This is a genomic window from Actinomadura sp. NPDC047616, from assembly GCF_040642915.1.
Lineage (GTDB): Bacteria > Actinomycetota > Actinomycetes > Streptosporangiales > Streptosporangiaceae > Spirillospora > Spirillospora miaoliensis.
Genome location: NZ_JBEYTB010000012.1, coordinates 267,766 through 293,686, shown reverse-complemented (window position 1 = coordinate 293,686; position 25,921 = coordinate 267,766). Strand labels below are relative to the sequence as shown.

Annotated in this window: 25 protein-coding genes, 2 tRNA genes and 2 pseudogenes; 8 read left to right on the top strand and 21 right to left on the bottom strand. The window is 71.4% G+C overall.

Translation table 11 applies throughout. The annotated features are described in order from the left end of the window. Positions 1 to 97 precede the first annotated feature (97 nt). The 6 genes from ABZ801_RS27855 to ABZ801_RS27830 all read right to left on the bottom strand — a co-directional run bounded on the left by ABZ801_RS27855 (position 98) and on the right by ABZ801_RS27830 (position 5,516). On the bottom strand, positions 98 to 412 hold the full coding sequence (locus ABZ801_RS27855) for a chaperone modulator CbpM (RefSeq protein ID WP_360703106.1): 315 nt from the start codon (positions 410 to 412) through the stop codon (positions 98 to 100). After that, entirely contained in the window at positions 409 to 1,371 is a 963-nt protein-coding gene (locus ABZ801_RS27850) for a DnaJ C-terminal domain-containing protein (protein ID WP_360703103.1), read from the bottom strand. Before ABZ801_RS27850 ends, ABZ801_RS27855 begins: the two co-directional genes overlap by 4 nt. Next, positions 1,355 to 1,852 carry a nucleotide exchange factor GrpE gene (locus tag ABZ801_RS27845; RefSeq protein WP_360703100.1) on the bottom strand — a complete coding sequence of 166 codons (498 nt, stop codon included), beginning with the start codon at positions 1,850 to 1,852 and terminating at the stop codon, positions 1,355 to 1,357. The genes ABZ801_RS27850 and ABZ801_RS27845 overlap by 17 nt, the downstream gene beginning before the upstream one ends. Continuing rightward, positions 1,845 to 3,761 carry a molecular chaperone DnaK gene (dnaK, locus tag ABZ801_RS27840; protein WP_360703098.1) on the bottom strand — a complete coding sequence of 639 codons (1,917 nt, stop codon included), beginning with the start codon at positions 3,759 to 3,761 and terminating at the stop codon, positions 1,845 to 1,847. The genes ABZ801_RS27845 and dnaK overlap by 8 nt, the downstream gene beginning before the upstream one ends. Positions 3,762 to 4,058: 297 nt before the next feature. Next, on the bottom strand, positions 4,059 to 4,508 hold the full coding sequence (locus tag ABZ801_RS27835) for a DUF1931 family protein (RefSeq protein ID WP_360703095.1): 450 nt from the start codon (positions 4,506 to 4,508) through the stop codon (positions 4,059 to 4,061). A 423-nt stretch (positions 4,509 to 4,931) separates the two neighbouring features. After that, on the bottom strand, positions 4,932 to 5,516 hold the full coding sequence (locus ABZ801_RS27830) for a thioredoxin domain-containing protein (protein ID WP_360703093.1): 585 nt from the start codon (positions 5,514 to 5,516) through the stop codon (positions 4,932 to 4,934). A gap of 99 nt (positions 5,517 to 5,615) precedes the next feature. Here ABZ801_RS27830 and ABZ801_RS27825 point away from each other — a divergent pair, with 99 nt between their 5' ends. Next, entirely contained in the window at positions 5,616 to 5,864 is a 249-nt protein-coding gene (locus ABZ801_RS27825) for a DNA-binding protein (RefSeq protein WP_360703090.1), read from the top strand. 96 nt (positions 5,865 to 5,960) lie between these two features. Next, positions 5,961 to 6,635 (top strand): cytochrome P450, encoded by a 675-nt coding sequence (locus ABZ801_RS27820; protein ID WP_360703088.1) that lies wholly within the window; start codon positions 5,961 to 5,963, stop codon positions 6,633 to 6,635. 21 nt (positions 6,636 to 6,656) lie between these two features. Here the strand turns inward: ABZ801_RS27820 and ABZ801_RS27815 are convergent, their stop codons facing one another. The 5 genes from ABZ801_RS27815 to ABZ801_RS27795 all read right to left on the bottom strand — a co-directional run bounded on the left by ABZ801_RS27815 (position 6,657) and on the right by ABZ801_RS27795 (position 10,585). Beyond that, on the bottom strand, positions 6,657 to 7,331 hold the full coding sequence (locus ABZ801_RS27815) for a TetR/AcrR family transcriptional regulator (RefSeq protein ID WP_360703085.1): 675 nt from the start codon (positions 7,329 to 7,331) through the stop codon (positions 6,657 to 6,659). 213 nt (positions 7,332 to 7,544) lie between these two features. After that, positions 7,545 to 8,393, bottom strand: coding sequence for a sugar phosphate isomerase/epimerase (locus ABZ801_RS27810; protein WP_360703083.1), 849 nt, complete (start codon positions 8,391 to 8,393; stop codon positions 7,545 to 7,547). After that, positions 8,390 to 9,346, bottom strand: coding sequence for a VOC family protein (locus tag ABZ801_RS27805; RefSeq protein ID WP_360703080.1), 957 nt, complete (start codon positions 9,344 to 9,346; stop codon positions 8,390 to 8,392). The genes ABZ801_RS27810 and ABZ801_RS27805 overlap by 4 nt, the downstream gene beginning before the upstream one ends. Further along, complete coding sequence (locus ABZ801_RS27800; RefSeq protein WP_360703078.1) at positions 9,339 to 9,785, bottom strand: carboxymuconolactone decarboxylase family protein; 447 nt, start codon at positions 9,783 to 9,785, stop codon at positions 9,339 to 9,341. The genes ABZ801_RS27805 and ABZ801_RS27800 overlap by 8 nt, the downstream gene beginning before the upstream one ends. Further along, positions 9,785 to 10,585, bottom strand: coding sequence for a fumarylacetoacetate hydrolase family protein (locus ABZ801_RS27795; protein ID WP_360703075.1), 801 nt, complete (start codon positions 10,583 to 10,585; stop codon positions 9,785 to 9,787). The genes ABZ801_RS27800 and ABZ801_RS27795 overlap by 1 nt, the downstream gene beginning before the upstream one ends. A gap of 110 nt (positions 10,586 to 10,695) precedes the next feature. On the opposite strand from ABZ801_RS27795, the gene ABZ801_RS27790 reads away from it, so the two are divergent. From ABZ801_RS27790 to ABZ801_RS27780, 3 genes are read left to right on the top strand one after another with little or no spacing between them, the layout of a single operon-like run. Further along, the gene (locus ABZ801_RS27790; RefSeq protein WP_360703072.1) at positions 10,696 to 11,619 is read left to right on the top strand and encodes a shikimate dehydrogenase; all 924 of its coding nucleotides are present in this window, start codon (positions 10,696 to 10,698) and stop codon (positions 11,617 to 11,619) included. After that, complete coding sequence (aroQ, locus tag ABZ801_RS27785; protein ID WP_360703126.1) at positions 11,616 to 12,089, top strand: type II 3-dehydroquinate dehydratase; 474 nt, start codon at positions 11,616 to 11,618, stop codon at positions 12,087 to 12,089. The genes ABZ801_RS27790 and aroQ overlap by 4 nt, the downstream gene beginning before the upstream one ends. Beyond that, positions 12,086 to 13,501, top strand: coding sequence for an Nramp family divalent metal transporter (locus tag ABZ801_RS27780; protein ID WP_360703069.1), 1,416 nt, complete (start codon positions 12,086 to 12,088; stop codon positions 13,499 to 13,501). Before aroQ ends, ABZ801_RS27780 begins: the two co-directional genes overlap by 4 nt. A gap of 327 nt (positions 13,502 to 13,828) precedes the next feature. Here ABZ801_RS27780 and ABZ801_RS27775 read toward each other — a convergent pair. Continuing rightward, positions 13,829 to 14,120, bottom strand: a pseudogene (locus ABZ801_RS27775) (acyl-CoA dehydrogenase family protein); the annotation flags it as partial. After that, a pseudogene (locus tag ABZ801_RS27770) lies at positions 14,101 to 14,397 on the bottom strand (IS110 family transposase); the annotation flags it as partial. The pseudogenes ABZ801_RS27775 and ABZ801_RS27770, both read right to left, overlap by 20 nt. A 564-nt stretch (positions 14,398 to 14,961) precedes the next feature. Between ABZ801_RS27770 and ABZ801_RS27765 the strand changes: the two are divergent. Continuing rightward, positions 14,962 to 15,684 carry a hypothetical protein gene (locus ABZ801_RS27765; protein ID WP_360703067.1) on the top strand — a complete coding sequence of 241 codons (723 nt, stop codon included), beginning with the start codon at positions 14,962 to 14,964 and terminating at the stop codon, positions 15,682 to 15,684. 291 nt (positions 15,685 to 15,975) lie between these two features. Here ABZ801_RS27765 and ABZ801_RS27760 read toward each other — a convergent pair. From ABZ801_RS27760 to ABZ801_RS27740, 5 genes are all read right to left on the bottom strand, one after another. After that, a tRNA-Lys gene (locus ABZ801_RS27760) sits at positions 15,976 to 16,048 on the bottom strand. Between the two features lie 72 nt (positions 16,049 to 16,120). Beyond that, a complete protein-coding gene (locus ABZ801_RS27755) occupies positions 16,121 to 16,693 on the bottom strand; it encodes a response regulator transcription factor (RefSeq protein WP_344952240.1) in 573 nt (190 codons plus the stop codon). Positions 16,694 to 16,846: 153 nt separating this feature from the next. Further along, positions 16,847 to 16,922 (bottom strand) — tRNA-His (locus tag ABZ801_RS27750). Positions 16,923 to 16,992: 70 nt separating this feature from the next. Continuing rightward, entirely contained in the window at positions 16,993 to 17,601 is a 609-nt protein-coding gene (gene orn / locus ABZ801_RS27745) for an oligoribonuclease (protein WP_344952238.1), read from the bottom strand. A 213-nt stretch (positions 17,602 to 17,814) separates the two neighbouring features. Beyond that, positions 17,815 to 18,465: a pyridoxamine 5'-phosphate oxidase family protein gene (locus tag ABZ801_RS27740; RefSeq protein ID WP_360703064.1), complete on the bottom strand. Its 651-nt coding sequence runs from the start codon at positions 18,463 to 18,465 to the stop codon at positions 17,815 to 17,817. 122 nt (positions 18,466 to 18,587) lie between these two features. On the opposite strand from ABZ801_RS27740, the gene ABZ801_RS27735 reads away from it, so the two are divergent. Further along, positions 18,588 to 19,976: a PLP-dependent aminotransferase family protein gene (locus ABZ801_RS27735; protein WP_360703124.1), complete on the top strand. Its 1,389-nt coding sequence runs from the start codon at positions 18,588 to 18,590 to the stop codon at positions 19,974 to 19,976. Here the strand turns inward: ABZ801_RS27735 and ABZ801_RS27730 are convergent. Continuing rightward, positions 19,873 to 20,817 (bottom strand): hypothetical protein, encoded by a 945-nt coding sequence (locus ABZ801_RS27730; RefSeq protein WP_360703061.1) that lies wholly within the window; start codon positions 20,815 to 20,817, stop codon positions 19,873 to 19,875. The genes ABZ801_RS27735 and ABZ801_RS27730 overlap by 104 nt on opposite strands. Before the next feature lie 454 nt (positions 20,818 to 21,271). Here ABZ801_RS27730 and ABZ801_RS27725 point away from each other — a divergent pair, with 454 nt between their 5' ends. Further along, positions 21,272 to 22,387, top strand: a complete 1,116-nt coding sequence (locus ABZ801_RS27725) for a phosphotransferase family protein (RefSeq protein WP_360703058.1) — start codon at positions 21,272 to 21,274, stop codon at positions 22,385 to 22,387. A 3-nt stretch (positions 22,388 to 22,390) separates the two neighbouring features. Here the strand turns inward: ABZ801_RS27725 and ABZ801_RS27720 are convergent, their stop codons facing one another. Together ABZ801_RS27720 and ABZ801_RS27715 are read right to left on the bottom strand one after the other, a co-directional pair. Continuing rightward, complete coding sequence (locus ABZ801_RS27720; RefSeq protein ID WP_360703055.1) at positions 22,391 to 23,893, bottom strand: sigma-70 family RNA polymerase sigma factor; 1,503 nt, start codon at positions 23,891 to 23,893, stop codon at positions 22,391 to 22,393. Between the two features lie 253 nt (positions 23,894 to 24,146). Next, the gene (locus tag ABZ801_RS27715; protein WP_360703052.1) at positions 24,147 to 25,745 is read right to left on the bottom strand and encodes a sigma-70 family RNA polymerase sigma factor; all 1,599 of its coding nucleotides are present in this window, start codon (positions 25,743 to 25,745) and stop codon (positions 24,147 to 24,149) included. Positions 25,746 to 25,921: the final 176 nt, after the last annotated feature.

The following is a 25,921-nucleotide window of genomic DNA, read 5'->3' as shown; positions in this document are numbered from 1 at the left end:
GGCCGACAAATCCCAAAAAGGACAGTCGAGACGTCAGTCAGTCGGTGGGTCAGACCCACCTGCGGCGTCACCACGAACATCATCACTGTCAGTCGGTTCAGGTCCATGATCGCCCTCCGGAGCGTTGGTGAGCGCGATGTCTCTGGGCCGCCTCCAGGGCGGCGATGCGGTCGAGCAGGTCGCACACCAGGCCGACCGCCGCGTAGTTGAGCGAGAACCCGGCGCGGAGCCGCTGCACGCGCGCGAGGACCGCGAGCTGCTCGCGGGAGAACCACAGCCTGCCGGAGACGTCACGGTCGGCGTCGAGGATGCCCAGCGCGACGAACCGGCGGATCAGCTCCGGGTGGACGTGGGCATCGCGTGCGAAGGTCTCCAGATCGACCCGTACCGGCCGCATGAGCGCGTACCTCACGGTCGCCTCCTCGGATCGAACGACGACTTGGCGGCCAGCTCCTCGAAGAGCCGTCTCTCCTCGGGGCCGGGCTCGGGCGGTACCTTGATCTGGACCTCGGCGTACAGGTCCCCCGGGGTACCGCGGGGGTTGGGCAGGCCGCGGCCGCGCAGCCGCAGCCGCCTGCCGCAGGACGAGCCGGGCGGCACCTTCACCCTCGCCTCGCCGCCTGGCGTCTCGACCGGGGCCCTGGTGCCGAGCGCCGCCTCCCAGGGGGCGAGCGGCAGCCGTACGGTGACGTCGCGGCCGTCGACGCGGTACCTCGGGTCCGGCCTGATGCGCACGATCAGGTACAGGTCGCCCGACTGCCCGCCGTCGCCGCCGCGGCCGCCCTGCCCGGCGAGCCGGATCCGCTGGCCGTCGGTGACCCCGGCGGGGATGTCGACGTCGATGGTCCGGCCATCGAGACCGATCGTGCGATGCCCGCCGCGATACGCCTCGTCGAGACCGACCTCCAGCTCGGCCTCCTGGTCGGCGCCGGGCATCGGTCCCCACCCGAAACCGCCTGGACGGCGTCCCCGCCCGGCGCGGCCGGCGCGTCCTGCGAAGATGCCGCCGAGCAGATCCTCCAGGTCGACCTCCTCGTCCCCCGTACCGAACCCGCCGAAGCCGCCGAACCCGCCGCCCGCACGCGTCCGCCCCCCGGCGCCGGCGCGGGCCCGCGCCCAGGTTTCCGGGTCGACGTCCGGCGGCACGCGCCGGAAGTCCTCGCCGAAGGCGTCGTAGCGCTTGCGTTGTTCGGGGTCGGACAGCACGACGTACGCCTCGGACGCCTCCTTGAAGCGGTCCTCCGCGTCGGGGGCCTTGTTGACGTCGGGGTGATATTTACGGGCGAGCTTGCGGTACGCGCGCTGGATCTCGTCCTGCCCGGCCGTTCTGGGCACGCCGAGGATCTCGTAGAAGTCACGGGCCGGAGCCATCGGCCTGCCGCCCCTTCGAGACCACCACCTGCGCCGGACGCAGCTGGTTCTCGCCGTGGCCGTATCCGGGCCTGGTCACCTGCACGATCGTCCCCTCCGGGGCGTCGGCGTCGGGAACGGCGGCGACCGCCTCGTGCCGGGTCGGGTCGAACAGGCGCCCCGTGTCGTCCTGGCGTGGATAGCCGAGCCGGGCGAGCACCGTGAGCGCCTGGTCGCGGACGGCGCGTACACCATCGAGGAGGACGTCGGGCTCGGCGCCGGCGTGCTCGATGGCCCGTTCGAGGTTGTCCACGACGGGCAGCCACTCGGCGGCGGTCCTGGCCCGCTCATCGGACCGCAAACGCTCGGCGTCGCGGGTGGCGCGCTTACGGTAGTTCTCCAGGTCGGCGAGCGCGCGCTTCCACCGGTCCTCCAGCTCGGCGAGCTTCGTCGCCAGGCCGCCGTCCTCTTCTGCCGGTTCTTCCGGCCGCATGTCACTCATCGGTCGTGAACTCCGCGTCGATCACGTCCTCGTCGCCTCCGGTGGTTCCGCCACCGGCGCCCGAACCGCCCGGACCGCCGGTGCCTCCCGGCCCTGTCGCACCCGGTCCGGCGCCGGCCGCCACGGTGCCGAGCCCGTAGTAGACCTGCTGGAGCTCGGCGGTCAGGTTCCGGAGCCGCTCGACCGGCGCCTCTTCCTTGATCGCCTGGCGGGCGTCGCCGACGAGCATCTGGGCGCGTGCCTTCTCGTGCGCCGGCACGCCCTCCCCGAGCTCCTGGACCCGCTTTTCGACCTGGTAGGCGATGGAGTCGAGCTGGTTGCGGGCGTCGATCGTCTCGCGCAGGCGCTCGTCCTCGGAGCGGTGCTGCTCGGCGTCCTGGATCATCCGCTCGATCTCGGACTGGTCGAGGTTGGCGGTCTCGCTGATGGTGACCGTCTGTTCGACGCCGGTGTCCTTGTCCCGCGCGGAGACGTTGAGGATTCCGTTGGCGTCGATGTCGAAGGTCACCTCGATCTGCGGTACGCCGCGTGGGGCGGGCCGGATGTTCTCCAGCCGGAACCGCGCGAGGACCCGGTTGTCGGCGGCGCGTTCGCGTTCGCCCTGCAGGACGACGACGTCCACCGCGGTCTGGTTGTCCTCGGCGGTGCTGAAGGTCTCCGTGCGGCGGGCCGGGATGGTGGTGTTCCGTTCGATGATCTTGGTCATGACGCCGCCGAGCGTCTCCAGGCCGAGCGACAGCGGGGTGACGTCCAGCAGGACGACGTCCTCGACCTCGCCCTTGATGACGCCGGCCTGGGCGGCCGCGCCGAGGGCGACGACCTCGTCCGGGTTGACCGTCATGTTGGGGTCCTTGCCGCCGGTCATCCTGCGGACGAGCTCCTGCACGGCCGGGATGCGGGTGGACCCGCCGACGAGGATGACCTCGTCGATGTCGTTCGCGGTGGTCTTCGCGTCGGCCATCGCCGTCTGCACCGGGCCCTTGGTACGTTCGATGAGGTCGCCGGTGATCTGCTCGAAGGTCGAGCGCATCAGCGTGGTGTTCAGGTGCTTGGGGCCGGTCGCGTCCGCGGTGACGAACGGCAGGTTGATCGTCGTCTGGGTCACCGAGGACAGCTCGACCTTGGCCTTCTCCGCGGCCTCGAACAGCCGCTGCAGCGCCTGGGGGTCGCGGCGCAGGTCGATGCCGGTGTCGCGCTGGAACTCATCGGCGATGTGATCGACGATGCGGCGGTCGAAGTCGTCGCCGCCGAGGTGCCCGTCACCGGCGGTCGCGAGGACCTCTACTACGCCTTCGCCGATGCTGAGCAGGCTCACGTCGAACGTGCCGCCACCGAGGTCGAAGATGAGCACCGTCTCGTTCGCGCCCTTGTCCAGGCCGTAGGCCAGCGCCGCGGCGGTCGGCTCGTTGATGATCCGCAGGACTTCCAGGCCGGCGATCTTGCCGGCGTCCCGCGTGGCCTGGCGCTGGGCGTCGTTGAAGTAGGCGGGGACCGTGATGACGGTTTCGGTCACCCGCTCACCGAGGAATTTGCCCGCGTCGTCGGCGAGTTTGCGCAGCACGAGTGCGGAGATCTCCTCCGGAGCGTACTGCTTGCTGCGGACGTCGAAGCGGACCGCGCCGTCCGGACCGGACACCACGTCGAACGAGACCGCGTTGATCTCGCTGGCCACCTCGTCGTACCGGCGGCCGATGAAGCGTTTCGCCGAGTAGATCGTGCCCTTGGGGTTGAGGATCGCCTGCCGGCGCGCGAGCTGCCCGACCAGGCGCTCACCCTGTTCGGTGAAGGCGGCCACGGACGGCGTCGTGCGCGATCCCTCGCTGTTGGGGATCACCGTGGGGTGACCGTCCTCGGTGGTGGCGATCACGGAGTTCGTGGTTCCGAGATCGATTCCGACTGCCTTGGCCATGCTCTCCTCCTAGCCGGACCGACGGAGCCCCGGCCTTCGACGGAGAACAGCATGATCGGCTGGACGCTCGGAGCTCCTGCATCAAGATGGCGTTACACCATCCAACGCTCGCCCTTCGCATGGCCGCTCGCATCCTCAGCCTTGGTAGACATGGCGTCCGCGTCTCGGCGGTGGCACGCGGTCTTCCGGGCCGTGCCGAGGGTGGGGATCGACGCCGGGCGAACTCCGCCCCGTCGGGCGCTCGAATGACGTCCTCGATCGTGTAGTGCAGCCGCCGTCGGGTGGTCTCGTGGTGGCCTACAGCAGGAGGTCGAACACGCGGGCGACGCGTTCCCAGTGCTCGGTGTGCGGGTTCTTCAGCTTCGGATCGATCAGTTTGCACGCGCGGGCGAGCGCGACGGTCAGTCCTCCGGCGATCTGTGGCAGGCCGGCCTCGGTCTCATCCGCGACCATCAGCTCGAGCGGCGGGTGCTTGGCGAGCCGCTCGAGAAGCGGCTCGAGCTTGACCTCCTCGTCGAGCTTGCGGAACTCGTGGATGCACTCCTGCAAGCCCTTGGTCACGGGTAGATCGTGCGGCTGGATGATGTCGCGGGCGTTGGCCTTGGCGTGTGCCTGGCCGATGAGGATCAGGTCGTAGATCTTGCCGTCGACGAAGTCGTCGTAGCGCTTGAGGTCGTCCTTGTCGACGTCCAGACTCGCGGCGGCACGGAACAGGCGCTGAAACTGCGGGATGCCGGTCGGGGGCACGGGTACCACCTCCTGCCCCCAGCATCGTCCGGTGGTCCGCCTCCGGCATCCCACGATCAGACGGGTCTGAGCCGCCCTGGCGGCACGGTCCGGGCGCAGCGGTCCTCGGCGCGCTTCCGCCGCTCGACGGGCGGGGGCAGCGCGCAGTACTCGACGACGAGTTGCTCGTCGCAGATGGATTGGAATCTCTTCCCGCGCCGGCGGTCGTACGAGCTCCGTACGAAGATCCGGCAGGTCACCCCGAAGGTACGGACGGGTGCGCCGCGGCGTGGGCGCCCGTCGTCATTGTGCGGGCCACCGTGAGCGTCACCTGAGCGCGCCGTCGGCGGGGGATCTTCCGGCCGGCCCGCGCCGGCCGGAAGGGGGACGTGTGAGCCGTCCCGCGTTGCGACGGACCGGGCCGATGCGGCGTACGGCCGCCGGTCACGCCTCCTCGAGGACCGCCGGCACGGCCGCGACCACGGCCCGGGGATCGGCGGGCACGGGCACCCCGTCGACCATGACGGTCGGCGTCGCGCCGACGCCGCGCCGGCCGGCGGCGAAGGTCACGTAGGCCGCCCAGCCCAGGTAGACACCACCGAGCACGCAGCGGGCGAAGCCGGGATCGGTCAGCCCCACGGACCGGCCTCTCTCGATCAGCTCCTCGTCGGTCAGGCCGGGCCCGCCCTCGGGCGGCTGCACCGCGAACAGCGCCCGGGCGTACTCCCGGAACCGTCCGCCGTCGGCCGCACAGCCCGACGACGACGCGGCGCGCGACGAGTAGTGATTGGTCGACAGGCGGTCCAGGAACGACATCGGGTGGTAGTCGATGTTGATCAGCTGGTCGGCTACGAGCCGGTCCAGGGCCGGCCCGGCGACCTCTTCGAACCGCTTGCAGTACGGGCACCGGAAGTCGATGTAGGCGTCGACGGTGACGGGACCGGCGCCGACCACGACGCCGTCTCCGCCGGCCGACGCACCGGCCGGAACGCGGTCCGGTGCGGGGGCCATGGGCATCCATGCGGTCACGATCCCTCCCCCAAGACGAGCCACAACCGCCCCGCCTGCCAGCGCGCCGAACGTCCGGCCCCCTCGACACGGCGCCCGGGACGACGCTGCCGACCCACGATGGCGCAGGGTCTGTCCGCCGAAGAAGTCCGCAACCTGCCGGTCATCATCGACCTGATCACGGCCGGGCGCGCGCTGGGGATCGGACGCACCAAGTCCTACCAGCTGGCCCGCACCGGCGACTTCCCCTGCCGTGTCTGGCGGGTTGGCCGCAGTTACCGCGTCCGCACCACCGACCTTCAGGCAATCCTCGGCATCACCCCACCGACGCCTTCCCGACCGTCGGCATCACGGCGAAAGGACAAATGACAATGGCCGCCAAGGGAAGCACCTTCAAGACGTGCGGATGCCGCGACGAGTCGGGAAAGAAGCTGCGGACACGGTGCCCGAAACTCCGCCGCGCCGATGGCCGGTGGAGCACCACCCACGGCACCTGGAGCTACCAGCTGGAGTTGCCGCCCAACGCCGACGGCACCCGACGCAGCCCGCTGCGACGATCCGGGTTCGCCACTCAGGACGCCGCCGACGACGAGATGGGCCAGGCCAAGGAGCTCCTCTCACGAATTGCACATGCTCTGCTACCTGCTGCTCGGTGCCGGTAACGAGACGACCCGCAACCTCATCACCCACGGCCTTCTTGGGCTGACGCGCAATCCCGCCCAGCAGGAGCGCCTCCGTGAGGGACGTGACTTGAAACTCGCCGTCGAGGAGCTGCTTCGCTGGGTGAGCCCGCTCGTACACCAAGCGCGAACAGTGACCACCGACGCCGAGGTCGCCGGGTGTCACCTGGCGCCCGGAGACCAGGTGGTCATGCTGTACGGGGCCGCGAACCGGGACGAACGGGTCTTCGGTGAGACCGCGGAGGAGCTCGACGTCACTCGTGACCCCAACCCGCACCTCGCGTTCGGGTTCGGCGAGCACTTCTGCCTCGGCGCCGCCCTCGCCCGGGTCGAAGCACGTGTGCTCTTCGACGAACTCGTCGACCGGCTCGGGCACTGGAGCGTCGTCGGGCCGGACGAGCGGCTCCGCTCCACGATGATCCGTGGCATCAAGCGCCTGCCCGTCGTCCTCGCCCCCTGACCGGGGAGGTGAGCCGCCCCCTTAGTGGTCGCGTGTGCGGCGTCCGGCGCCGGTGAGGTAGGCGACGATCATTTCGCCGATCATTTCGCGGTGGCGGGCGCGGTGTTCGGGGGCGTTCAGGTCGCGTTTGAACAGGGTTCCGAAGGTGTGCTGGTTGGAGATCCGGAAGTTACTGAACGCGCTGATCATCATGTGCACGTCGATGGCGTCGGCGTCGGTGACGAAGTCGCCGCTGGCGCGTCCGGCGTCCAGGATCTGGGAGATGAGGCCGGTCGCGGGCGTGCCGAGGTTGGTCAGAAGGTCTGACTTACGCAGGTGTTCGGCGTGGTGGATGTTCTCGATGCCGACGAGCTTGATGAAGTCCTGGTGGGCGTCGTGGTGGTCGAAGGTCAGCTGGGCCAGTGTGCGGATGGCCTCGATGGGGGCGAGGTGCTGTACGTCGATGGTGGCCTCGGCGGCCCTGATCTGGTTGTAGGCCCTTTCCAGGACGGCGATGTAGAGCTGTTCCTTGCCGCCGAAGTAGTAGTAGATCATTCGTTTGGTGGCGCGCATGAGCTTGGCCATGTCGTCCACTCTGGCCCCGGTGTACCCGTGCCTGGCGAATTCGCGCTGGGCGACCTCCAGGATCTCGGCCCGGGTGCGCTCGGCGTTGCGCTGGCGTGCCTGTGTGGCGGGGGTGAGGGGCTCGGGTGGCATGTGGCTCCATGGAACGGCTGACCGGCGAACGATCCATTTTATGGTGCGTGTGAGGCCCTTCCTTGCTGAATGGCCTGTGCTTGCCGGATGGCGCGCCGTGTCGGGGTGGCTGCGCCGGTCGTGGTCAGCTGGGTCGGCTGGTGAGCCGCTGGGCGGCACCGTAGCGCTGGAGCTGCGTCCCTGCCCGTCCCTCAGTGACAACGGATCAGATGATCAGCCGGAGTCCTGGGGGAGGGTCTGCAGTGCCGTGGTGGCTGAGGTGAAGGCTCGGACCGCCATTTCCTCCACGGGAAGCTCCCGAAACTCGGGGTAGTTGACCTCGACGCAGTAGGGGCCGCGGAAGCCCAGTTCGTGTAGCCCGGTCAGTAGTCCGGGCAGGTCGAGTTCGCCTTCACCGGGGAGCAGGCGTCCGCGCCGTGCCTCGGTGAGGAAGTCGTCGTCGACGATGCGGCCGTCGTTGAGCTGGACGGCCACGATCTGGTCGGGCGGCAGGCCCTGGAGGTCGGCCAGGGTGGAGCGGGAGTTGTAGAAGTGCCAGACGTCGATCATGAGTCCTGCGTTGGGGGCACCTGAGGCTTGCACGATGGCGCGTGCCGTGGCCACGTCCTTCAGGCCCGACCAGGGGAAGGCTTCCACCGCGACCCGCAGGCCCAGATCGGCGACGTGCGCGCAGACCGCGCGCAGCCTGGCCGCGGCGGCCCGGACGTCGAGGGCGTCCGGGCCGAACTCGCCGGTGGTGACGTGGTGGGGGGTGAACGCCGCGCCGAGTTCCCTGAAGACGCCGGTGCCGTCGACAGCGGTGGAGTCGTCGGCGGAGTGGGCCCAGCCGTTGAGGAACTCCACCTCTGTGAGCGCCAGGGAGTGGGAGTCGAGCAGCGCACGTAGGTCGTTGTCGCCCATGCCTTCGATGCGCATGCTTTGGTAGTCGTCGGCGTGCAGCCCGATGCCGGTGAAGCCCGCTGCGGCGGCGGCGCGGCATCGTTCGGCGAACGGGACCCGGGCCGGTTGTGCGAAGCCGGCTCCCGAGAGCGTCACGAAGCTGGCGGTCAGTGCCGGTGTCATCGCAGTACGGGGGTGGCGTGGGTGTGGAAGCTGGCGGGTACGTCCAGGCCCCAGGCGGTGGAACGGCCTCGCCCTTCGGTGGTCCAGGTGACCGGTTCCCAGTCGGGGGCGAAGATGTGGAAGCCGCCGGCGAACACTTCGATCCGGTTGCCGCCGGGTTCGTAGACGTACAGGAAGAAACCCTGAGTCCGCGAGTGCTTGGCGGGGCCGAACTCGATGAAGGTGCCGAGTTCGCAGAAGACATCGGCGGCGCGCAGTACGTCCTCCCGGTTCTCTACCGCGTACGCCAGGTGGTGGAGCCGGCCGGTGGTGTCGGCGGGTTCACGGGTGATGGCCAGGTCGTGAGCCTTGTTCATGAGGCTCAGCCAGGCACCCGCCTCGGGCTGGTCCGGCGGGATCAGATGCTCGCGCAGCTTGAAGCCGAGCGTCTGGCACATGAACTCGCGCGCGGCCGGGATGTCGCGCGCCAGGACGTTGATGTGGTCGATGCGTGAGACGGCCGCTCCGCGGGTGACCGAGGACTGCGGCTGGTTGGGCAGGTAGGACTTCTTGCCCTGCGGTGCCTGGTACTTCTCGGTCTCGTAGTAGATCTCGTTGCGCTGCCCGCTGGGGGTGCGGAAAGAGTACGCCTTGCCGTGCCCGACATCGCCGTCGATCCACTCGCCGGTGACGCCGCGCGCTTCCAGGGCCGCGACGCGCCGGTCCAGGGCCTGCGGGCTGATCGTCCGCCAGCCGACGTGGCCCAGCCCGGCCTGGTCGGAGGCGGTCAGCTTCAGCGTGGTCAGGTCGTGGTCGCCCCAAGCGCGCAGGTAGGCGCTGCCGCCGGACTCCTGGACCAGGTCCATCCCGTAAACCTCGACGAAGAACTCCAGGCTCTGCTCGTACACCGGGGTCAGCAGTTCGGCGTGCCCGAGATGGGCAAGCTCGTACATCGGTTCGGCGGTTTCACTCATGGGTGCCGGTCTCCATCTGCGCGATCTCGGCGAGCAGCTGCGGCCCGCGGTTGGCGGCCGAAAATCCAGTGAACAGGAACGCCAGGTCGATGACAGCGCGCAACTCCTCCCAACTCGCCCCGGCGCGCCGCGCGGCCAGCCCGTGCAGCTTGGCGGCGTCGCTGAGCTTGGCGTGCAGGATGCCGAACAGCACGAGCTGGACGGTCTTCTGGTCCAGCGCCTCGGGATACATGATCAGATTGCGCAGCCGTTCCTGCGCCAGGAGAACCTCGGGGTTGGCCTCCGACGACGCCGCGAACCGGGCCTGCACCCTTGGCGGGACGAACCCCACCAGTTCCTCGTAGGTCGCGCGGTACTCCTCGATGGTCTCGGGCCGCTGGTCCATGTGGCTCCTGTCGTCGTGCGGATCGTTGGCGTGCGGATCGTTGTGGTGGGGCATCAGGCTCCGGTCACGGTCAGGGAGCCCAGGTGGGTGAAAGTCGCGGAGATATGGCGCCCGGGTTCGGCGAACACCGCGTCGGTGAGCCCGCCGGTCAGGACGGTCCAGCCGGCTTCCAGGGCGATGCCGCGCTCGCTCAGGGCGTTGGCCGCCAGCGCGAGCGCCTCGGCCGGGTGCCCCTGGACGGCGGCGCCGGTCGCCCAGTCGACGACCTTGCCGTCGATGGAGAGCCGGCATTCCTCCGCGGCGAGGTCCAGACGTTCGGGTGGCAGGCCGGAGGCGCTGACCAGGAAACGGGAGGAGGAGGCGTTGTCGGCCACGACGTCCGGCAGCGCGAAGCTGAAGTCGGTGTAGCGGCTGTCGATCACCTCGAAGCCGGCATGCACGGCCGCCACCGCGGACAGCGCACTCGCGGCGGTCACCCCCGGTCCCGCCAGCCGTTCACCGAGGACGAAGACGATCTCCGGCTCCACCCGGGGATGGATGAGTGAGCCCAGTGGGATCGGTTCGCCCTCAGGCAGCACCATCGCGTTGGTCAGCCATGCGGTCAGCGGTGAGGCGATGCCCATCCGTTCCTGCTTGGCCCGTGAGGTGAGGCCGAGCTTGATCCCGACGATCGTCTCGCCGGACTCGACCTTGCGCCGCGCCAGCGCGTCCTGCACCCGGTAGGCGGTGGGCAGATCCAGCTCGGTCCACTGGTCGGTGAGGCGGCCTCCGGCCCGGCGGCCGGTCTCGCGATCCAGCAGCTCGGTGACCGCGCGCTCGACCGTCCAGCCGGCCGGGGCCGCATCTTCGATCATGTGCTCCGCCTTCCCGGACCGATATAAGGCCAGGTCTTGTGTTCGTTCGTACTAGTTCGTACATTATGCCAGGTGAGTCAAGTCACAACCACCCACACCGGAGGACCCGTATGAGCGAGCACCCGGCAGCCGAGGTGCGGACCATGCGGCCCTGCCGGTACGGGCTGATCGGTTCGGGCATCGCGGCGTCGCTGTCGCCGCCGCTGCACGAGGCCGAGGGCGCCCATCACGGGCTCGACCTGTCCTATGACCTGATCGACGTCGAGGACCCCGGCACTCCGGCCGATCTGGGCCGGCTGCTGGGTGACGCCGAGAGCTCGGGCTTCGCCGGCCTCAACATCACCCACCCGTTCAAGCAGGAGGTCATCCCTCATCTGGATCGGCTCTCGCCGCAGGCCGCCGACATCGGAGCGGTGAACACGGTCGTGTTCGACGGCGGGCGCAGGATCGGGCACAACACCGACGCCCTGGGGTTCGCCGAGTCGTTCCGGCAGGGGCTGCCCGGCGCGCCGACCCGCCATGTCGTCCAACTCGGCGCCGGCGGCGCCGGAGCCGCCTGCGCCTACGCCCAGCTCTCGGCCGGAACGGGGCGGCTGACCGTCGCCGACCCGGACGCCGCCAGGCGCACCGAGCTGGTACGGGCCTTCGCCGCCAGGTTCGGCGCTGACCGGATCACCGGCATCTCCCCCGACGACCTGGGTGAGGCGCTCGCATCCGCCGACGGCGTGGTCAACGCCAGCCCGGTCGGCATGCGCGCCCACCCCGGCACACCGATGCCCGTCGATCTACTGCGTCCCGGGCTCTGGCTGGTCGACATCGTCTACATGCCGCTGGACACGCCGCTGCTGCAGGCGGCGCGCTCCCGCGGTCTGCGGACGATCGGCGGCGCGGGCATGTGCGTGTTCCAAGCGGCCGCCGCCTTCGAGCTGATCACCGGACTGCCGCCCGACACCGGCCGCATGCTCGGGCACCTGCGGAGCCTCCTCGCGCAGCGGCACGGCCGGATCGAGGGAGACCGCCGATGCCCGGCCTGAAGCCGGTGCTGTTCCTCAACGGCCCCAACCTCAACCTGCTCGGCACCCGCGAACCCGACAAGTACGGCACCACGACGCTGGCCGAAATCGAGAAAGAGGTGCGCGAGGCCGCCGACGAGCACGGCCTGGCCGTCAGATTCACCCAAAGCAACCACGAGGGCACCCTCATCGACCAGATCCACCTCGCAGGCACCGAATGCCAGGCGATCGTCATCAACCCCGGCGGGCTCACGCACACCTCCGTGGCGCTAAGGGACGCGATCGCAGCCGTCCGCCTCACCACCGTCGAAGTGCACATCACCAACACCCATCGCCGCGAGCACTTCCGGCACCACTCCTACATCTCCGCGGTCGCCGACGCGGTGATCCTCGGAGCCGGGACGCACGGATACGTCCTGGCCCTCCGGCACATCGCCCACCTTCTGGCCGCCCCTGGCCCACTCCCCGCCACCCCCCGGAGAATCACATGAGCCAGCACACCAAGCCACCAGGCCCCGCCGCGCAGACCGGCCTCGTCCGGAACCTTCCCGAGCCCATGCCGCTGCGCCGCATGGTCGGCCCCGGCATCGTGGCCGTCGGGATCGGCCTGGCCGCCGGCGAGATCATCCTGTGGCCCTACCTCACCTCGATCGGCGGGCTCGGGCTGCTGTGGCTGGCCCTGGTCACCCTGGCCATCCAGTTCGTCATCAACATGGAGATCGAGCGCTACACCCTGGCCACCGGGCAGACGGCAGTGGCCGGGTTCTCCCGCTGGTGGAGGGGCTGGGGCATCCTGATCTGCCTGGCCGGGGCGTTCCAGTACGTCTGGCCCGGCTGGGCCACCAGCGGCTCGACCGTGTTCACCTACCTGGTCGGCGGCGGCGACCCGGTCTGGATCTCGGTCATCGTCCTGGTCGCCATCGGTGTCCTGCTGACCTTCTCCAAGGTCATTTACAAGACCGTGGAACGCGTCGAGAGTGTCAAGGTCGCCCTGACCCTCTTCTTCCTGGCCATCGCCGTGGTGTTCGTGATCTCCCTGTCCACCTGGGGCGAGGGTGCCGAGAAGGCCGTCACCGGCTTCGGGCAGATCCCCGACGGCATCACCTTCACCATGATCCTCAGCGCTCTGGGCGCGGCCGGCGCCGGCGGCGTGCACAACCTCGTCCTGAGCAACTGGATCCGCGATAAGCGCTATGGCATGGGCGCTCACGTCCCCCGGCTGATCTCCCCCATCACCGGCCAGGAAGAGGCCTCCGGCGGCGACCGCTACAGCTTCCCCGACACCGAGGACAACCTAGCCCGCTGGCGGATCTGGTGGAGGCGCGCCAACATCGAGCACCTCACCACCTTCGTCCTGGTGTGCATCGTCACCATCGGCGTCATGTGCCTGCTGGCCTACGAGACGCTGTTCGGCCGCGACGACCTGGAATCCGACCCCTCGTTCCTGCGCATCCAAGGGGACATCTTCGCCGCCGAGGTCGGCGAATGGCTCAAGATCCTCTTCTTTGCCATCGCCGCGGTCTCGCTGTGGGCGGCGGCCATGGGCCTGCTCGACGTCATCGGCCGCGTCGCCTCGGACTTCCTGCGCCGCAACTACCTGATGAGCTCCACCCGCTGGACCGAGGCCCGCCTCTACCTGGCCGTCGTGTGGACCGAGATCGTTCTGGGCTCGATCATCCTGCTGTCCGGATTCGACCAGCCCATCGGACTCCTCGTCGTCTCCACCTGCGCCGCCTCGGTCGTCACCCTGCTCTACTCGATCCTGCTGATCCGCCTCAACACCAAGGACCTGCCCCGCGCCGTCCGGATCCGCGGCGTACGCCTGGCGACCATGGTCATCGCGATCTGCTTCTACGGCTTCTTCGCCATCGCCATGGTCATCACCCAACTCCAGAACCTCTGACCCCACGTCGGGTGCCCTCAACCCAACCCGGGGCTGAGGGCACCCGCCCTCGCCGACGGGAAGAGATGTCGACCGGCACCGGACATCAGCTCCACAGCAACCGATCTCGCTTGCACCAAGGAACCGCGCCGACCGACGCCTTCATGTAGGCCTCGGTGTGGGAACACCGCAACCCTTCAACATCGCCTTTCGCCAGAAGCACCGCGCCGCCACCCTCGCGATTGTCGGCGGTTACACCGGCTCCCTCGCCGATGTGACCAGCCTCCTCCGGGGGCGGCACTCCACCCAGAACGGGTAGCTCCGCGTCGTCGGCCACGCCCCCACAGCTCAGTCCAGCCCGCCACGCTTGACGAGCCGGCCGACGATGACGTTGCGCTGGATCTCGTTGGTGCCCTCGCCGACGATCATCAGCGGGGCGTCCCGGAAGTAGCGCTCGACGTCGAACTCGGTGGACTAGCCGTATCCGCCGTGGACGCGCACGGCGTTGAGGGCGATCTCCATGGCGGTCTCGGAGGCGAACAGCTTGGCCATGCCGGCCTCCGCCCATGTCGCAGCGTTCACCGCTGTCGTAGCGTTCGGCTGCGAAAAGCGTGAGCTGCTGCGCCGCCTGGATGGACGTCGGCCAGGCGCCGCATGGTCAGCCCGGGCAGGTAGGCGACCTGGCAGCCCTCGTCCCGGGCGACCGCGACCGGCAGCGCGCCGATCGAGGCGGGCTGGTCGACGGCCACCAGCACCCGGCCACGCCGGCCGAGCTGGGCGAGCAGGGCACGCAGACGCTGCTCGTCATTCGGGAGCGGCTTGTCGTGCAGTTTCTTGCCGGACGGATCCAGGGCACAGACGTGGTGCTCGCCCTTGCCGACGTCCAGCCCCAGGAACACCGCGTACTCGGGGCCCAATGCCCTACCTCACTCGGGGAGTCGATGAGCTGTTTGGCCTGGTCACAAAGGTCTGGCGGCGGCTGCCGGAATCCACGTTACGGCGAGACGATGACTTCGTCACAGAAGATTGCCTGCTCCCTATGAGCGGTCCACCGACGCCATCCAGGTCCGGTGACAACACCCCTCGGATCATGCTTGCGACAGGGGGCTTGAGTCATGTCGGGCCGGGTGACCTGGCTCCCCACCAACCAGCGGTCGGCGGGGACGTGAAAAAGACCATCCGATCCAACGCCTCAACGGCAGATCTGACCACGGCCCGCGTCGAACGACGCGCGATTCTCGGCAGCCTGATCAATGAGTACGCCCAGATCGTCGATGACGTTCACGAAGAGTGCCGGTGGTGTGTACCGGCGATGCGGCTGTATCAACCCGCAGACAGGAAGCCCCTGGGGGAGTGCGTGTCCGAAGCTGTCTCGCGGTGGCCGGCACGGTAGCTGGTACATCCGGCTGGAATTGCCGCCCGGCCCGGACGGTCGTCGTCGGCGGGTCCGGCGCGGTGGTTTCCCGACGCGCAAGGCGGCCGTGGAGGTGCTGGCCCAACTGCGGGCGCCCGGCCCGGAGGATGCGGGTTCGGGGCTGGTCACGGTGGGGGAGTGGCTGACTCATTGGCTGGCCACGCGCACTCGTGCGTCGTCCACGGTCCGCGGGTACGCCAGCCACGTCCGGCTCTACCTGGACCCGTACCTGGGCACGATCCTCTTGGCTGAATTGTCGGCCTCGCACGTGCAGGCGATGTTCACCGCGATCGCCCGCCAACACGAAGTCGAGGGCAAGCCGGTGACTCCGGCGACGCTCAACCGGATCCGGGCCACCGTGCGGGCGGCCCTGAACGCGGCGATCCGCCAGGGGCTGATCACCGACAACCCCGCCTCCCGCGCCGAACTCCCAGCGGCACGGCGTCCCCGCGCCGTCGTATGGACCTCGGCACGGGTCGAGCACTGGCAGCGGACCGGCGAGCAGCCGCCGGTGGCGGTGTGGACCGCCGCGCAGACCGCTGAGTTCCTGCACGCCATCCGCGACCACCGTCTGTACGCGGTCTTCCACCTGATCGCGCTGCGCGGGCTGCGTCGCGGGGAGGCGGCGGGACTGCGCGATCCTGCTGGCCGCTGGGTACGACATGAAAGTCGTCCAGGAGACGCTGCGGCTGTCGTCGATATCGATCGCCGCCGACATCTACACCAGCCTGCTGCCGCAGCTGGCCAAGCAGTCGGCCGAGGACGCCGCCGCCGTGATCCTCAACGCTGACACCACCGGCGAACGGACGCTGCAACCGGCCTGACGCCCCGGTGTCCCACCCGTCGGCCCGTCCCGTGTGCACGTGTGCGGGGCGGGCCGACGCATGCCGACAGGGCCGCGTGACGCGGCCGCCGTGCGCTGTTGCATGTGCCGATTGGGGCCCGTGCGGCGTGGGAAATCCGGGGTGACATGGCCCCATCGTGGACGCCGAGCGCCCACCGAGCGCCCACGGTGATGAAACACCCCATAAACGGCCATGGGCATTCGCGACATTTTCGCGAATGCCCATGGTGGAGCGGGTGCGCCGTCAGGGACTTGAACCCCGAACCCGCGGATTAAGAGTCCGCTGCTCTGCCAATTGAGCTAACGGCGCTTGTCGTTGTGGGGGGTGTCCCCCTTGCGACACCCAGAAGGTTAGCAGGACCGGCGGACCAGTGCGAATCGATTACTCCTTGGCCGGCAGGACGCTCACGATGCCGCGCCACAGGGCGATGGCGGTGGCGCGGGAGCTGACGCCGAGCTTGGAGTAGATGCGGTTGACGTGGTTCTTGACGGTCTTCTCGCTGAGGAAGAGCTGGCGGGCGATCTCGCCGTTGGAGCGGCCGCTGGCGATGAGGTCCATGACCTCGGCCTCGCGGGCGGACAGGCCCAGGCTGACGCGGTTGGCGTCGCGGACGCCGCGGATCACGTCGCGGACGGTGAAGGAGCCGCGGACCAGGTGGCCGGAGGCGCCGTTGCGGATGGCGGCCTCCACCGCGCCCTGGTCGTCCGGTGCGGCCAGCACGAAGACGCGGGAGGAGCGGCTGAGGGGGGCCGCCTGGCGGGCGGCGGACGCGTCCAGGAGGATGAGGTCGGGGCGCAGTTCCTCGGCCAGGCGGGCGGCGTCGCCGCCGTCCGCGGCCTCCGCGATGACCTGGAGTTCCTCGCTGTCGGACAGCAGCGCGACCACCTCCGCGCGGTCGTGGGGACTGCCGTCCACCACCAGCACGCGCAGGGGGGCCGTTTCGTCGACACTCATCCCGTCTCCGGCGGTCGCCCTTGGGGTGTCATTGTCATTTATAAGGTCGGAGCATAACCGGCCGATCATCAGGAGCCAACGAGCCTGGTCAAGTGGCGGTCGGTTCGGAGGTAACAGGAAGGGCCCGACCGCCGAGGCGGTCGGGCCCTCTCGTGGGGTGAGTGAGGGGACTTGAACCCCCGACACCCAGGACCACAACCTGGTGCTCTGCCGACTGAGCTACACCCACCGCGGCCGGGAGCGGATCCCGGCTGAAGAAAGTGTAGCGGTTCCGGACGGGTGGTTGGCCACAGGGTTTCTCAGCCGGACGTGGAGGGGGCGACGATCTCGGCCGCCAGGGCCCTGGCCGTGTCGGAGTCGGGGCCGGGCTGGGGCACGAAGACGGTGGAGCGGTAGTACCGCAGCTCCTGGATGCTCTCGGTGATGTCGGCCAGGGCGCGGTGGCCGCCCTTCTTCTCCGGGCTGGCGAAGTAGACGCGCGGGTACCAGCGGCGCGTCAGTTCCTTGATGCTGGAGACGTCCACCATGCGGTAGTGCAGGTGGGCGTCCAGGGCGGGCATGTCGCGGGCGAGGAACGAGCGGTCGGTGGCGATGGAGTTGCCGCACAGCGGGGCCTTCTTGGCGTCGCGGACGTGCCTGCGGATGTAGCGCAGCACGGCGTCCTCGGCCTCGGCGAGGGTGACGCCGCCGGGCAGCAGGTCCAGCAGCCCGGACGTGGTGTGCATGTCGCGCACCACCTTCGACATCCGGGTGAGCGCCTCCTCCGGAGGCTTGATCACCACGTCGATCCCCTCGTCGAGGATCGTGAGCTCGCTGTCGGTCACCAGCGCGGCTATCTCGATCAGCGCGTCGTTGCGCAGGTCGAGACCTGTCATCTCGCAATCGATCCAGACGAGACGCTCGTTCACTTCATGCCCTCTCACCTGCGATGACTCTGTGGTGAGTCCACTCCGGCGGGCGGGCGCCGGGCCGGCCGGGCCCGCGGAGCCCGCCGGACGCGCCGTCGCCGGCCGCAGTTCCGGGCTTCACCAACACGTACACGCAGCCAGGGTATGACGCTCGGTGGCGGTTCACGACCATGGGCAGTGATCAACGCGCCCCCGGTGGGCGGCGGCGACTTCTTACGTCCGGTCGGCGATGTGGGGCGGCACGGGGATTCCTGGGCGCAGCCGGGGGTCCGGTACGGGTTCTCCGAACGTGCGGTGGACGGGCAGCACTCCGGCCCACACGTCCAGGGCGTAGTCCTCGTCGTCGTCCAGCGGGCCGCCCTGACGCATCTTGACCGAGGCCTCCTCCAGGGAGAGGGCGAGCACCGACGTGGCGGCCATCTCCTTGGGGGTGGGCCGGCGGGCGGTCTTCCACTGGCCGGGGGCGAGTCGCTCGGTGACGGCCCGGAGCCCCGCGAGCTTCTCGTCGGGGTCGGTGACGGTCCGTGGCACGCCGTAGACGACGGCGCTGCGGTAGTTCACCGAGTGGTGGAACAGGGAGCGGGCCAGCACGATGCCGTCCAGGTGGGTGACGGTGACGCAGATCTCCTGGGACGGGGCGGCGCGCAGGCTGGCGGCACCCGTGGAGCCGTGGACGTACAGGGTGTCGTCGATGCGCCCGTACCCGGTGGGGATCACGCGGGGGGAGCCGTCCACCACGACGCCGAGGTGGCAGATGAGGCCGTCGTCCAGGATCTCGTACAGCGCGGAGCGTTCGGTGCGGGCCCGCGTGCGGTTGCGGTGGAGGGTGGTGCGGTCGGTAGGGGACAGGGGCGTTGTGCTCATGGTTTGTACGGTAGGAAGGAAGTGGCCTGGCCTGTAGAGCCACTTGATTGCGATCGCCGGAGGCCACTTTGCCGACCCGACCGACCCTGCCGTTGACGGTGGACCGTTCCGCGGCCGAGCCGATGAGCGTCCAGCTGGCGGGGCAACTGCGGTCGGCGATGACCGAGGGACGGGTGGCGCCTGGGGAACGGCTGCCGTCCACGCGCGCGCTCGCGGCGGAGCTGGGTGTCAGCCGGACGGTGGTGACGGAAGCCTACGAGCAGCTGTACGCCGAAGGGTGGCTGGAGGGGCGGCACGGCTCCGGGACCTACGTCACCGAGATCGCCCCGCCGAAGGGCGAGGCGGCGCCTGTGCCGTTCGAGACCGGCGGTGACGAGAGCTGGGAGCGCACCGAAACCGGCGTGATGGACCTGCGGCCCGGGGTGCCGTGGGTCGGCGCGCTGGACACCCCCGGCTGGCGGCGCGCGTGGCGGCTGGCGGCGAGCGTGCCGCCCGCGATGCGTCCTGACCCGCGCGGGCTGCCGGGGCTGCGCGCCGCGCTGGCCGACTACATCCGCCGCAGCAGGGGCGTGGCCTGCCCGCCGAGCCGCCTGCTGGTCACGCGGGGCGCCACCAACGGGCTGGACCTGCTGGCCGCCACGGTCCTGCGCCCCGGCGACCGCGTCGGCGTGGAGGAGCCGGGGTACGTCAAGGCGCGGAGGGTGCTGGCGGGGCGCGGGGCCGAGCCGGTGCCGTGCCCGGTGGACGAGCACGGGCTGGTCGTCGACGGGCTCCCCGACGACCTGCGCCTCGTCTACACCACGCCGTCGCACCAGTACCCCCTGGGCGGGGTTCTGCCGGTGCCGCGTCGGCAGGCGCTGCTGGCCTGGGCACGGCGGACGGGCGCGCTCGTGGCCGAGGACGACTACGACGGCGAGTTCCGCTACGACGTGGCGCCGCTGCCCGCCCTGTACGGGCTGGATCCCGACGTGGTCGTCTACCTCGGCACCGCCACCAAGATGCTGACCGCGGACGTGGGGGTCGGCTGGCTGGTGGCGCGTCCCGAGCTGGTGGAGGCGATCGCCGCGCGCCGCGACTGGCTGAACGACCGCACCGCCGTCGTCCCGCAGGAGGCGATGCGCCTGCTGCTGGAACGCGGTGACCTGGACCGGCACGTGCGGCGGATGCGCGCCGAGTACGCCCGCCGCCGCGCGGTGGTCGCCGAGGCGCTGGACGGGCTGCGGCTGCGCGGCGACACCGCCGGGCTGCACCTGGTGGTGGAGCTGCCCGAGGACGAGACGGCGCGGGTGGTGGCCGAGGCGGCGCGCCGGGGCGTGCTGCTGGACACGCTCGACCGCCACCACGCCGGGCCGCTCCGCGTGTCCGGGCTGGTGATCGGCTACGGCGCCGCGGCGTCCGCGGCCGAGCTCAGGACCGCATGCTCGCTGGTTCGGGAGCTGACGGGACGGCCGCCGGCGACGAGCGCCCCGGGCCGGGCAGCGGCGCGGCGGCGGGCGCGGGCGTCGGCGTAGCGGGCACGTCGTCGCAGCCCGCCGGGCCGGGGACGCGTCCGACCGTCCCGGCCGCGGCCTCGGCCGAGGCGACCATGGCGACGTGCGCGACCATCGCGGGCAGGGATTCGGGGTCCGTACGGGTGTGGCCCGACCTGTGCAGGGGGTCGGGCGTCCTCGCCGGATCGGATCCGCGCAGCGCCTCGGCCGAACGCAGGGGCTCGGCCGCGTGCAGGGGGGCGGGCACGGGTTCGCCAGGGCGGCGCGCGGCGATGCGGGTGCTCACCGGGGGCAGGCCCGGGGCCGTCTCGGGGCCGGGCACGGGACGCGGGTGCGGGACGGCGGCGATCAGGGCGTCCGGCCCGGTGACGCGGTGGATGTCGATGGCGCCCGGGTCGGGGCGGGAGGTGTCGGGCACCTGGGAGCCGCCGTAGTGGCCGCCGCGGGCCCAGTCGCGGCGCGAGCGGCCGGAGTGGTACGACTGCGGGGACGGCAGCGGCGGGCCGGCGGGCCACCGGCGGGGCACGCCCCAGGCGTCCAGCCAGCGCATGATCTCCTCGAGCCCGGTGAGCAGGCCCGTGGTGAACGGTTCCCGGGCCTGGCCGACCACCATGATCTGCGCGCAGATCCGTCCCTCGCGGCCGGCGCGGCCGGTGAGCGCCCGGGCGGCCCGGACGATGGGGACCTGCTGCACCACCTCGCCGGAGCCGGGGTTCCACACCAGGTGCGCGGGCCGCGCCTCGCGGGCCAGGTCGGCCGCCACCGACCTGGCCGACACCAGACGCGGGTCGGACTCGCTGGTGAGCCATACCACGCGGGGAGCACCTCCCCCCAGCGCGCCGCCGTCGTGTCGTGCCGGCATGCGTCCGGCTCCTGGCAGCCATGCGTCTGCCACGGTGCGTCCCCCCCAATCGGGCGGAATGGCCCACGATTGGTCTAGTCCCTGTACCTGTAGCCCGGACCGGGCGGCGGAAGCCCGGCCTGCCGCCATGGGCTGCTTCGGCGGCGCGGATCCGGATCGCCGAGATCCGATGTTATTGATCGGGATCAGTACCCTTCCGCACCTTCATATCCACCTCCTGTTACGGTTTCGTGCATACCGGTGCGGAGCGGGTCCCGGTGACGAGGTGGTCACCAAGGAGCAAACCGGCGTTCCCAGGGTATGAGAATTTCTTCCGCGGAAACGGCCGGAAGTGGCCGGAGAGTTACCTTCCGTGGGGCATGATGTGGCGCCGGGAGCGCACTTGGAACGTGGCACCCGCTTGGGCGGGGGTGGGGTTCACACCGCGTACCGAGCCGCGTTCTAATAGGGCCTCATGACCGTTGACGCTGAACTTCCGGCCGGGGTCCCCGGCATCGACGTTCCCCGCCTGGCCGGCTGGCTGGCGCACGCGCTCCCCGGCAGCGGGCGGATCACCGCCGTCGACCTGATCTCCGGCGGGAGGTCCAACCTCACCTACCGGATCGTCCTGGACGACGGGGGACGCGGCGGCCCGGACGCCGGGCGGCACGTCGTGCTGCGCAGGCCGCCCCTCGGCCACGTCCTGCCGACCGCGCACGACATGGGCCGCGAGTACCGCGTGCTGTCGGCGCTCGGGCCGCGCACCGCCGTGCCGGTGCCGACGACGCTGGCCTTCTGCGACGACGAGAGCGTCATCGGCGCCCCGTTCTACCTGATGGACCACGTGACGGGACGGGTGCTGCGCGAGGTCGAGGACGCCGCCGGGCTCACCCCCGAGCAGGCCGCGGGGCTCAGCGAACGGCTCGCCGAGGCGCTGGCCGCGATCCACCTGGTCGACGTGGACGCGGTGGGCCTGGGCGACTTCGGCCGTCCCGAGGGGTACATGGCACGGCAGCTGCGGCGCTGGGGCAAGCAGTGGGACGCCTCGCAGGAGGCCATCCGCGCCGCCGGAGCCGTCCACGACGTCCCCGAGTACGACCGCCTGGCCGCGCGGCTGGCCGAGCGGCTGCCGGCCGGCGGGCGCGCCGCCCTGGTGCACGGCGACTTCCGGCTGGACAACGCGCTGGTGCGGCTGGAGCCGGCCCCGCGGATCGCGGCCGTCGTCGACTGGGAGATGTCGACGCTGGGCGATCCGCTGTCCGACCTGGGGCTCACGCTCGTCTACTGGGCGCAGGCCGACGACCCGGACGCCGAACGGCTGCCGGTCGGCGCGTCCGTCACCACGGCGCCCGGGTTCTTCACGCGCCGCGAGTTCACCGAGCGGTACGCCGCGCTGACCGGGTTCGACCTGGCCGACATCGACTTCTACGTGGCGTTCGCGTGCTTCAAGCTCGCGGTCATCCTGGAGGGCATCCACGCCCGCTTCCTGCAGAACGCCACCGTGGGGGAGGGGTTCGACCAGATCGGCGACGCCGTGCCGATCCTGGTCTCCCGCGCCCACCGCATCCTGGACTCCGGCTCCCCCTGGTAGGCGTCAGCAGTACGAGACCGAGGCGCTGGCGTGCGGGGAGAACGACACCGAGCCCGTCTCCTCGCCCCAGCACCACCCGTTGGTCCGCGACACCCGCACGCGCGCCGACTCGCCGGTGTCCAGGCGGCCGGAGCCGCTCGCCGACAGCTCGCCGGACGTGCCGGTGACCGCCCAGTTCACCGGCCCGCCGACCGCCGTGACGGTGACCGTGCACGCGTCCTCCCGGTCCATGTCGCACCCGGAGGCCGCCAGCCGTCCCGGCTGGGGCGGCCGGGGGTGCTCGGGCTGGGTGGGCCGGGACGAGGGGGTCCTGGTCCGGCTGGGCGACGCCGACGGCGACTTCGACGGCGACTTGGACGGCGAGGGGCTGCGGCTGCTCCTCGTCGGCGACGGCGACGCGCTCGTGGCCGACGCGCTGGGCTCGGCGGAGGGGTCCCCCGGCGACTGCGACGGGTCCCCTCCGGCCGGGGACGAGGAGCCGCCGCTCGGCAGGGCGCTCGCGGCGTCCGGCGAGCCGGACTCGCCGCCGGTGAACGCCGCGACCGAGCCGCCGATCAGCACCACGGCCGCGACCACCGCCGCGACCGCGGCGACGACCGGTCCCTTGCGCCGCGACGACTCGCGTTCGCGGGCACGGGAGACGACGGGCTGGTAGGGCAGCGGCCAGCCCCACTCGTCGAACGGCTCGGCCCAGGCGGCGATGGCGCGCCTGTTGTCGGCCCGTTCCGGGTCGGTCGCCGCGCCCAGCACGTCCAGCCGCAGGTCGGCGGGCAGCGCCGCGATCGGCAGCACGGCCAGCAGCCGGTCGGCGGGCAGCCGCGGCGTGTTCCGCTCGCCGCAGGTGGGGCAGCTGGACACGTGCCGCATCACCGAGCGGGCCGCCTGCTTCGACAGCGGCCAGGTCTCGGTCAGCGCCGACAGGCTGGGGCAGTCCTCCCAGTGGTTGCGGGCCACCAGCGCGGCGCGCACGGCCGCCTCCAGCGTGGCCTCGGCCTCGCCCAGCAGCACGGCCGTCTCCTCGGCGGACTCGCCGAACACGCCCGCCAGGTCCACCGCGTCCAGCTCGTGCCGCGCCGCCAGGTCGATCGCCTCGCGCTGGCGTCCGCTGAGCGCGGCCAGCGCGCTGAGCGCCAGCATCCGCCGCTCCTCGCGGCGGGCGAACTGCTCCTCGCTCAGCTCCCCGTCGTCGACCTCGGCCGCCTCCTGCCCGACGTGCCGGGTCGGGCTGTCGCGGCGGCGCAGCGACTCCTTGCGGGCCAGCGCGTACAACCAGCCGCGCAGCCGCTCGGGCGTCTGCAGCCCGCCGACGTGCTCGCGCGCCGCGACCATGACGTTGCGCAGCGCCCCGGCCGCCTCGACGCGGTCCCGCAGCAGACCGTGGCAGTAGTCGTACAGGAAGGGCGCGTAGGTGTCGTACACCTCCGACAGCGCGATGACGTCCCCGACCCGCAGTGATTCCGCCAGCCGGGGGTCATCGAAACGGCCCTGTTCTGGCCCAGCGGCCACGACGATCCTCCCGTGCTCGATGATCTGAACATCCCCGCAACGAGCCCCGACGTCGGTCGGCCGACTCTGGGTGCCAGATCCTGCCATCAAATTCGGGAGATTTCAGAGCCATTAGGGATCGAAGGGACGCAGGGCGGCACGCTCCGTGGTCGTTTCGCCACGTGGACGGGCGGTTACGGAAAAGTTGTGATCTGAGTCTCGTCGCGGCGCGGGCGGTCGCCCCGACCGCATCCGGCCGCCGGAGAGCGCGCCCTCAGCCCTCCACGGCGGGATCGCCGGCCTGCGGGTCGCCGCCGTCCGGAGCCTCCGGGCAGGTCCAGGTCACGGTGGCCGTGCCCGAGGGAGCGAAGCGCACGCTGCCCGAGTGGCTTCCGGGCGGGCAGTCGGACGGACGCGACGCCGTCACGCCCGCCGTGCCGCCGCCGGACAGCCGCCCGCCGCCGGAGGCGCTCACGCCTCCCGACGTGCCGGTGACCGACCAGGTGACGGGCCCGCCCACCGCCCGCACCGGCACCGCGCACGACGACTGCCCCTCGGGGATCGCGCAGCCGCCGACCGCCAGGCGCCCGGCCGGGGCGCGGCTGGGCGGGGGCGTGCGGCGCGACGGCCGCGCCGACGCGCGCGGCGTCGGCGTCGTCGACGACAGCGACGGGCTGGGCGTGGGCGTGCTGGGCGTCGCGGACGGCTCGGGCGACGGCGACCCGCTCGGCGACGGCTCGTCCGACGGCTCGGGCGACGGATCGGCGGACGCGTCGGACGCGGACGGGTCAGGCGCCGCGCGGGTGCTCTTGGGGACCGCCCCGGTGTGCTGGCCGGACCCGAGCGGCACGAGGACGAACGCGCCCGTCACGATCAGCAGCAGCCCCGCCGCCGCGGCCGCGATCGGCAGCAGCCTGGGCACCGGACGGCGGCCGCGGGCGGCGCGTCGCTGCAGCCGCGCCACCGGCACCGGCCAGCCCCGGGTGTCGAACGGCTCGGCGCGCCCCACCGCCGCGGCCAGGTCGTCGGACAGCCGGGGCGCGGTCGCGGTCGCCATGATCCGGGACGGAAGCTCCGACGGCAGCAGCGCCACCGGCAGCACCTGCAGCAACCGCACCGTCGACACCCGCCGGTAGCGCAGCTCGGTGCACGTCGCGCAGTGCGAGATGTGCTTCAGCAGCCGGCGGGCGAGGGCGGGCGTCGGCGGCCGCGCCGGGTCGGAGTCCCCGGTCAGCTCCGCCGCCTGCGGGCACGCGGCCCGCCCGTCGCGGGCCACCAGGGCGACGGCCAGCCCGTCGTCCAGCCGCTGCCGCGCCGCGGCGGTCAGATCGGCGGCCTGCCGGGCGTCCATGCCCAGCACCGCGCCGACCTCCGCCGTTTCCAGGCCGTGCCGCAGCAGCAGGTCGAGGGCCTCGCGTTCGGCGCCGCGCAGGCTCGCCATCGCGCCGTGCACGAGCCGGCGGCTCTCGATGCGCTGCGCCCGCTCCGGCGCGTCCAGGAACACGTCCTCCACCTCGGGCGCCTCGCGGCGCTCGACGGGGAAGTCCGGTTCGGCGCGGCGGCGCAGGCACTCGTTGCGGACCAGGGCGTACAGCCAGGACCGGAACCTGACCGGCTCGCGCAGCACCCCGGCGTGCGCGTACGCCTGCAGGAAGGCGTCGTGCAGCGCCCACGCGGCCGTCTCCTGGTCGCGCAGCAGCGCGTGGGCGTAGTCGTAGAGGCGTGCCGCGTAGCGGTCGACCACCTGCGCGAGGGCTTCGATCGGCTCAAGGGGGCGGGGGCCGTCCCCCGCGGCGGCGCCGTCGTCGGCGGCGGCCAGAAACCGGGCGAGCCTGAGATCGTCCCCGCGATCGAGACTGGGCCAAGGGGACACGGATCCTCCCGCGAACTGAGACGTCGGCACCGCGACCGCCGTACGGGCCGCGACTGCTCTCCTTGCGAGCCGTGCCGTGCTCTCCTCCGGAACCTCGTGGGTCCGGCCCCGCCACGGGACACGGGGGGAAGGAAGGTTGGAGGCCCGACGGCCCCGCTCCCCGTCGGGCCTCCGTA

Coding starts and splice junctions, on each gene's coding strand:
- ABZ801_RS27815 (WP_360703085.1), bottom strand. CDS start 7,331: ATGCCACCCGAGCCCCTCACCCCCGCCACACAGGCACGCCAGCGCAAC.
- ABZ801_RS27795 (WP_360703075.1), bottom strand. CDS start 10,585: ATGATCGAAGATGCGGCCCCGGCCGGCTGGACGGTCGAGCGCGCGGTC.
- ABZ801_RS27800 (WP_360703078.1), bottom strand. CDS start 9,785: ATGCCCCACCACAACGATCCGCACGCCAACGATCCGCACGACGACAGG.
- ABZ801_RS27740 (WP_360703064.1), bottom strand. CDS start 18,465: ATGAGCACAACGCCCCTGTCCCCTACCGACCGCACCACCCTCCACCGC.
- ABZ801_RS27810 (WP_360703083.1), bottom strand. CDS start 8,393: ATGACACCGGCACTGACCGCCAGCTTCGTGACGCTCTCGGGAGCCGGC.
- ABZ801_RS27805 (WP_360703080.1), bottom strand. CDS start 9,346: ATGAGTGAAACCGCCGAACCGATGTACGAGCTTGCCCATCTCGGGCAC.
- ABZ801_RS27845 (WP_360703100.1), bottom strand. CDS start 1,852: ATGAGTGACATGCGGCCGGAAGAACCGGCAGAAGAGGACGGCGGCCTG.
- ABZ801_RS27725 (WP_360703058.1), top strand. CDS start 21,272: ATGACCGTTGACGCTGAACTTCCGGCCGGGGTCCCCGGCATCGACGTT.
- ABZ801_RS27755 (WP_344952240.1), bottom strand. CDS start 16,693: ATGAGTGTCGACGAAACGGCCCCCCTGCGCGTGCTGGTGGTGGACGGC.
- ABZ801_RS27825 (WP_360703090.1), top strand. CDS start 5,616: ATGGCGCAGGGTCTGTCCGCCGAAGAAGTCCGCAACCTGCCGGTCATC.
- ABZ801_RS27735 (WP_360703124.1), top strand. CDS start 18,588: ATGAGCGTCCAGCTGGCGGGGCAACTGCGGTCGGCGATGACCGAGGGA.
- ABZ801_RS27790 (WP_360703072.1), top strand. CDS start 10,696: ATGAGCGAGCACCCGGCAGCCGAGGTGCGGACCATGCGGCCCTGCCGG.
- dnaK (WP_360703098.1), bottom strand. CDS start 3,761: ATGGCCAAGGCAGTCGGAATCGATCTCGGAACCACGAACTCCGTGATC.
- ABZ801_RS27780 (WP_360703069.1), top strand. CDS start 12,086: ATGAGCCAGCACACCAAGCCACCAGGCCCCGCCGCGCAGACCGGCCTC.
- ABZ801_RS27820 (WP_360703088.1), top strand. CDS start 5,961: ATGGCCGGTGGAGCACCACCCACGGCACCTGGAGCTACCAGCTGGAGT.
- ABZ801_RS27730 (WP_360703061.1), bottom strand. CDS start 20,817: ATGCCGGCACGACACGACGGCGGCGCGCTGGGGGGAGGTGCTCCCCGC.
- ABZ801_RS27850 (WP_360703103.1), bottom strand. CDS start 1,371: ATGGCTCCGGCCCGTGACTTCTACGAGATCCTCGGCGTGCCCAGAACG.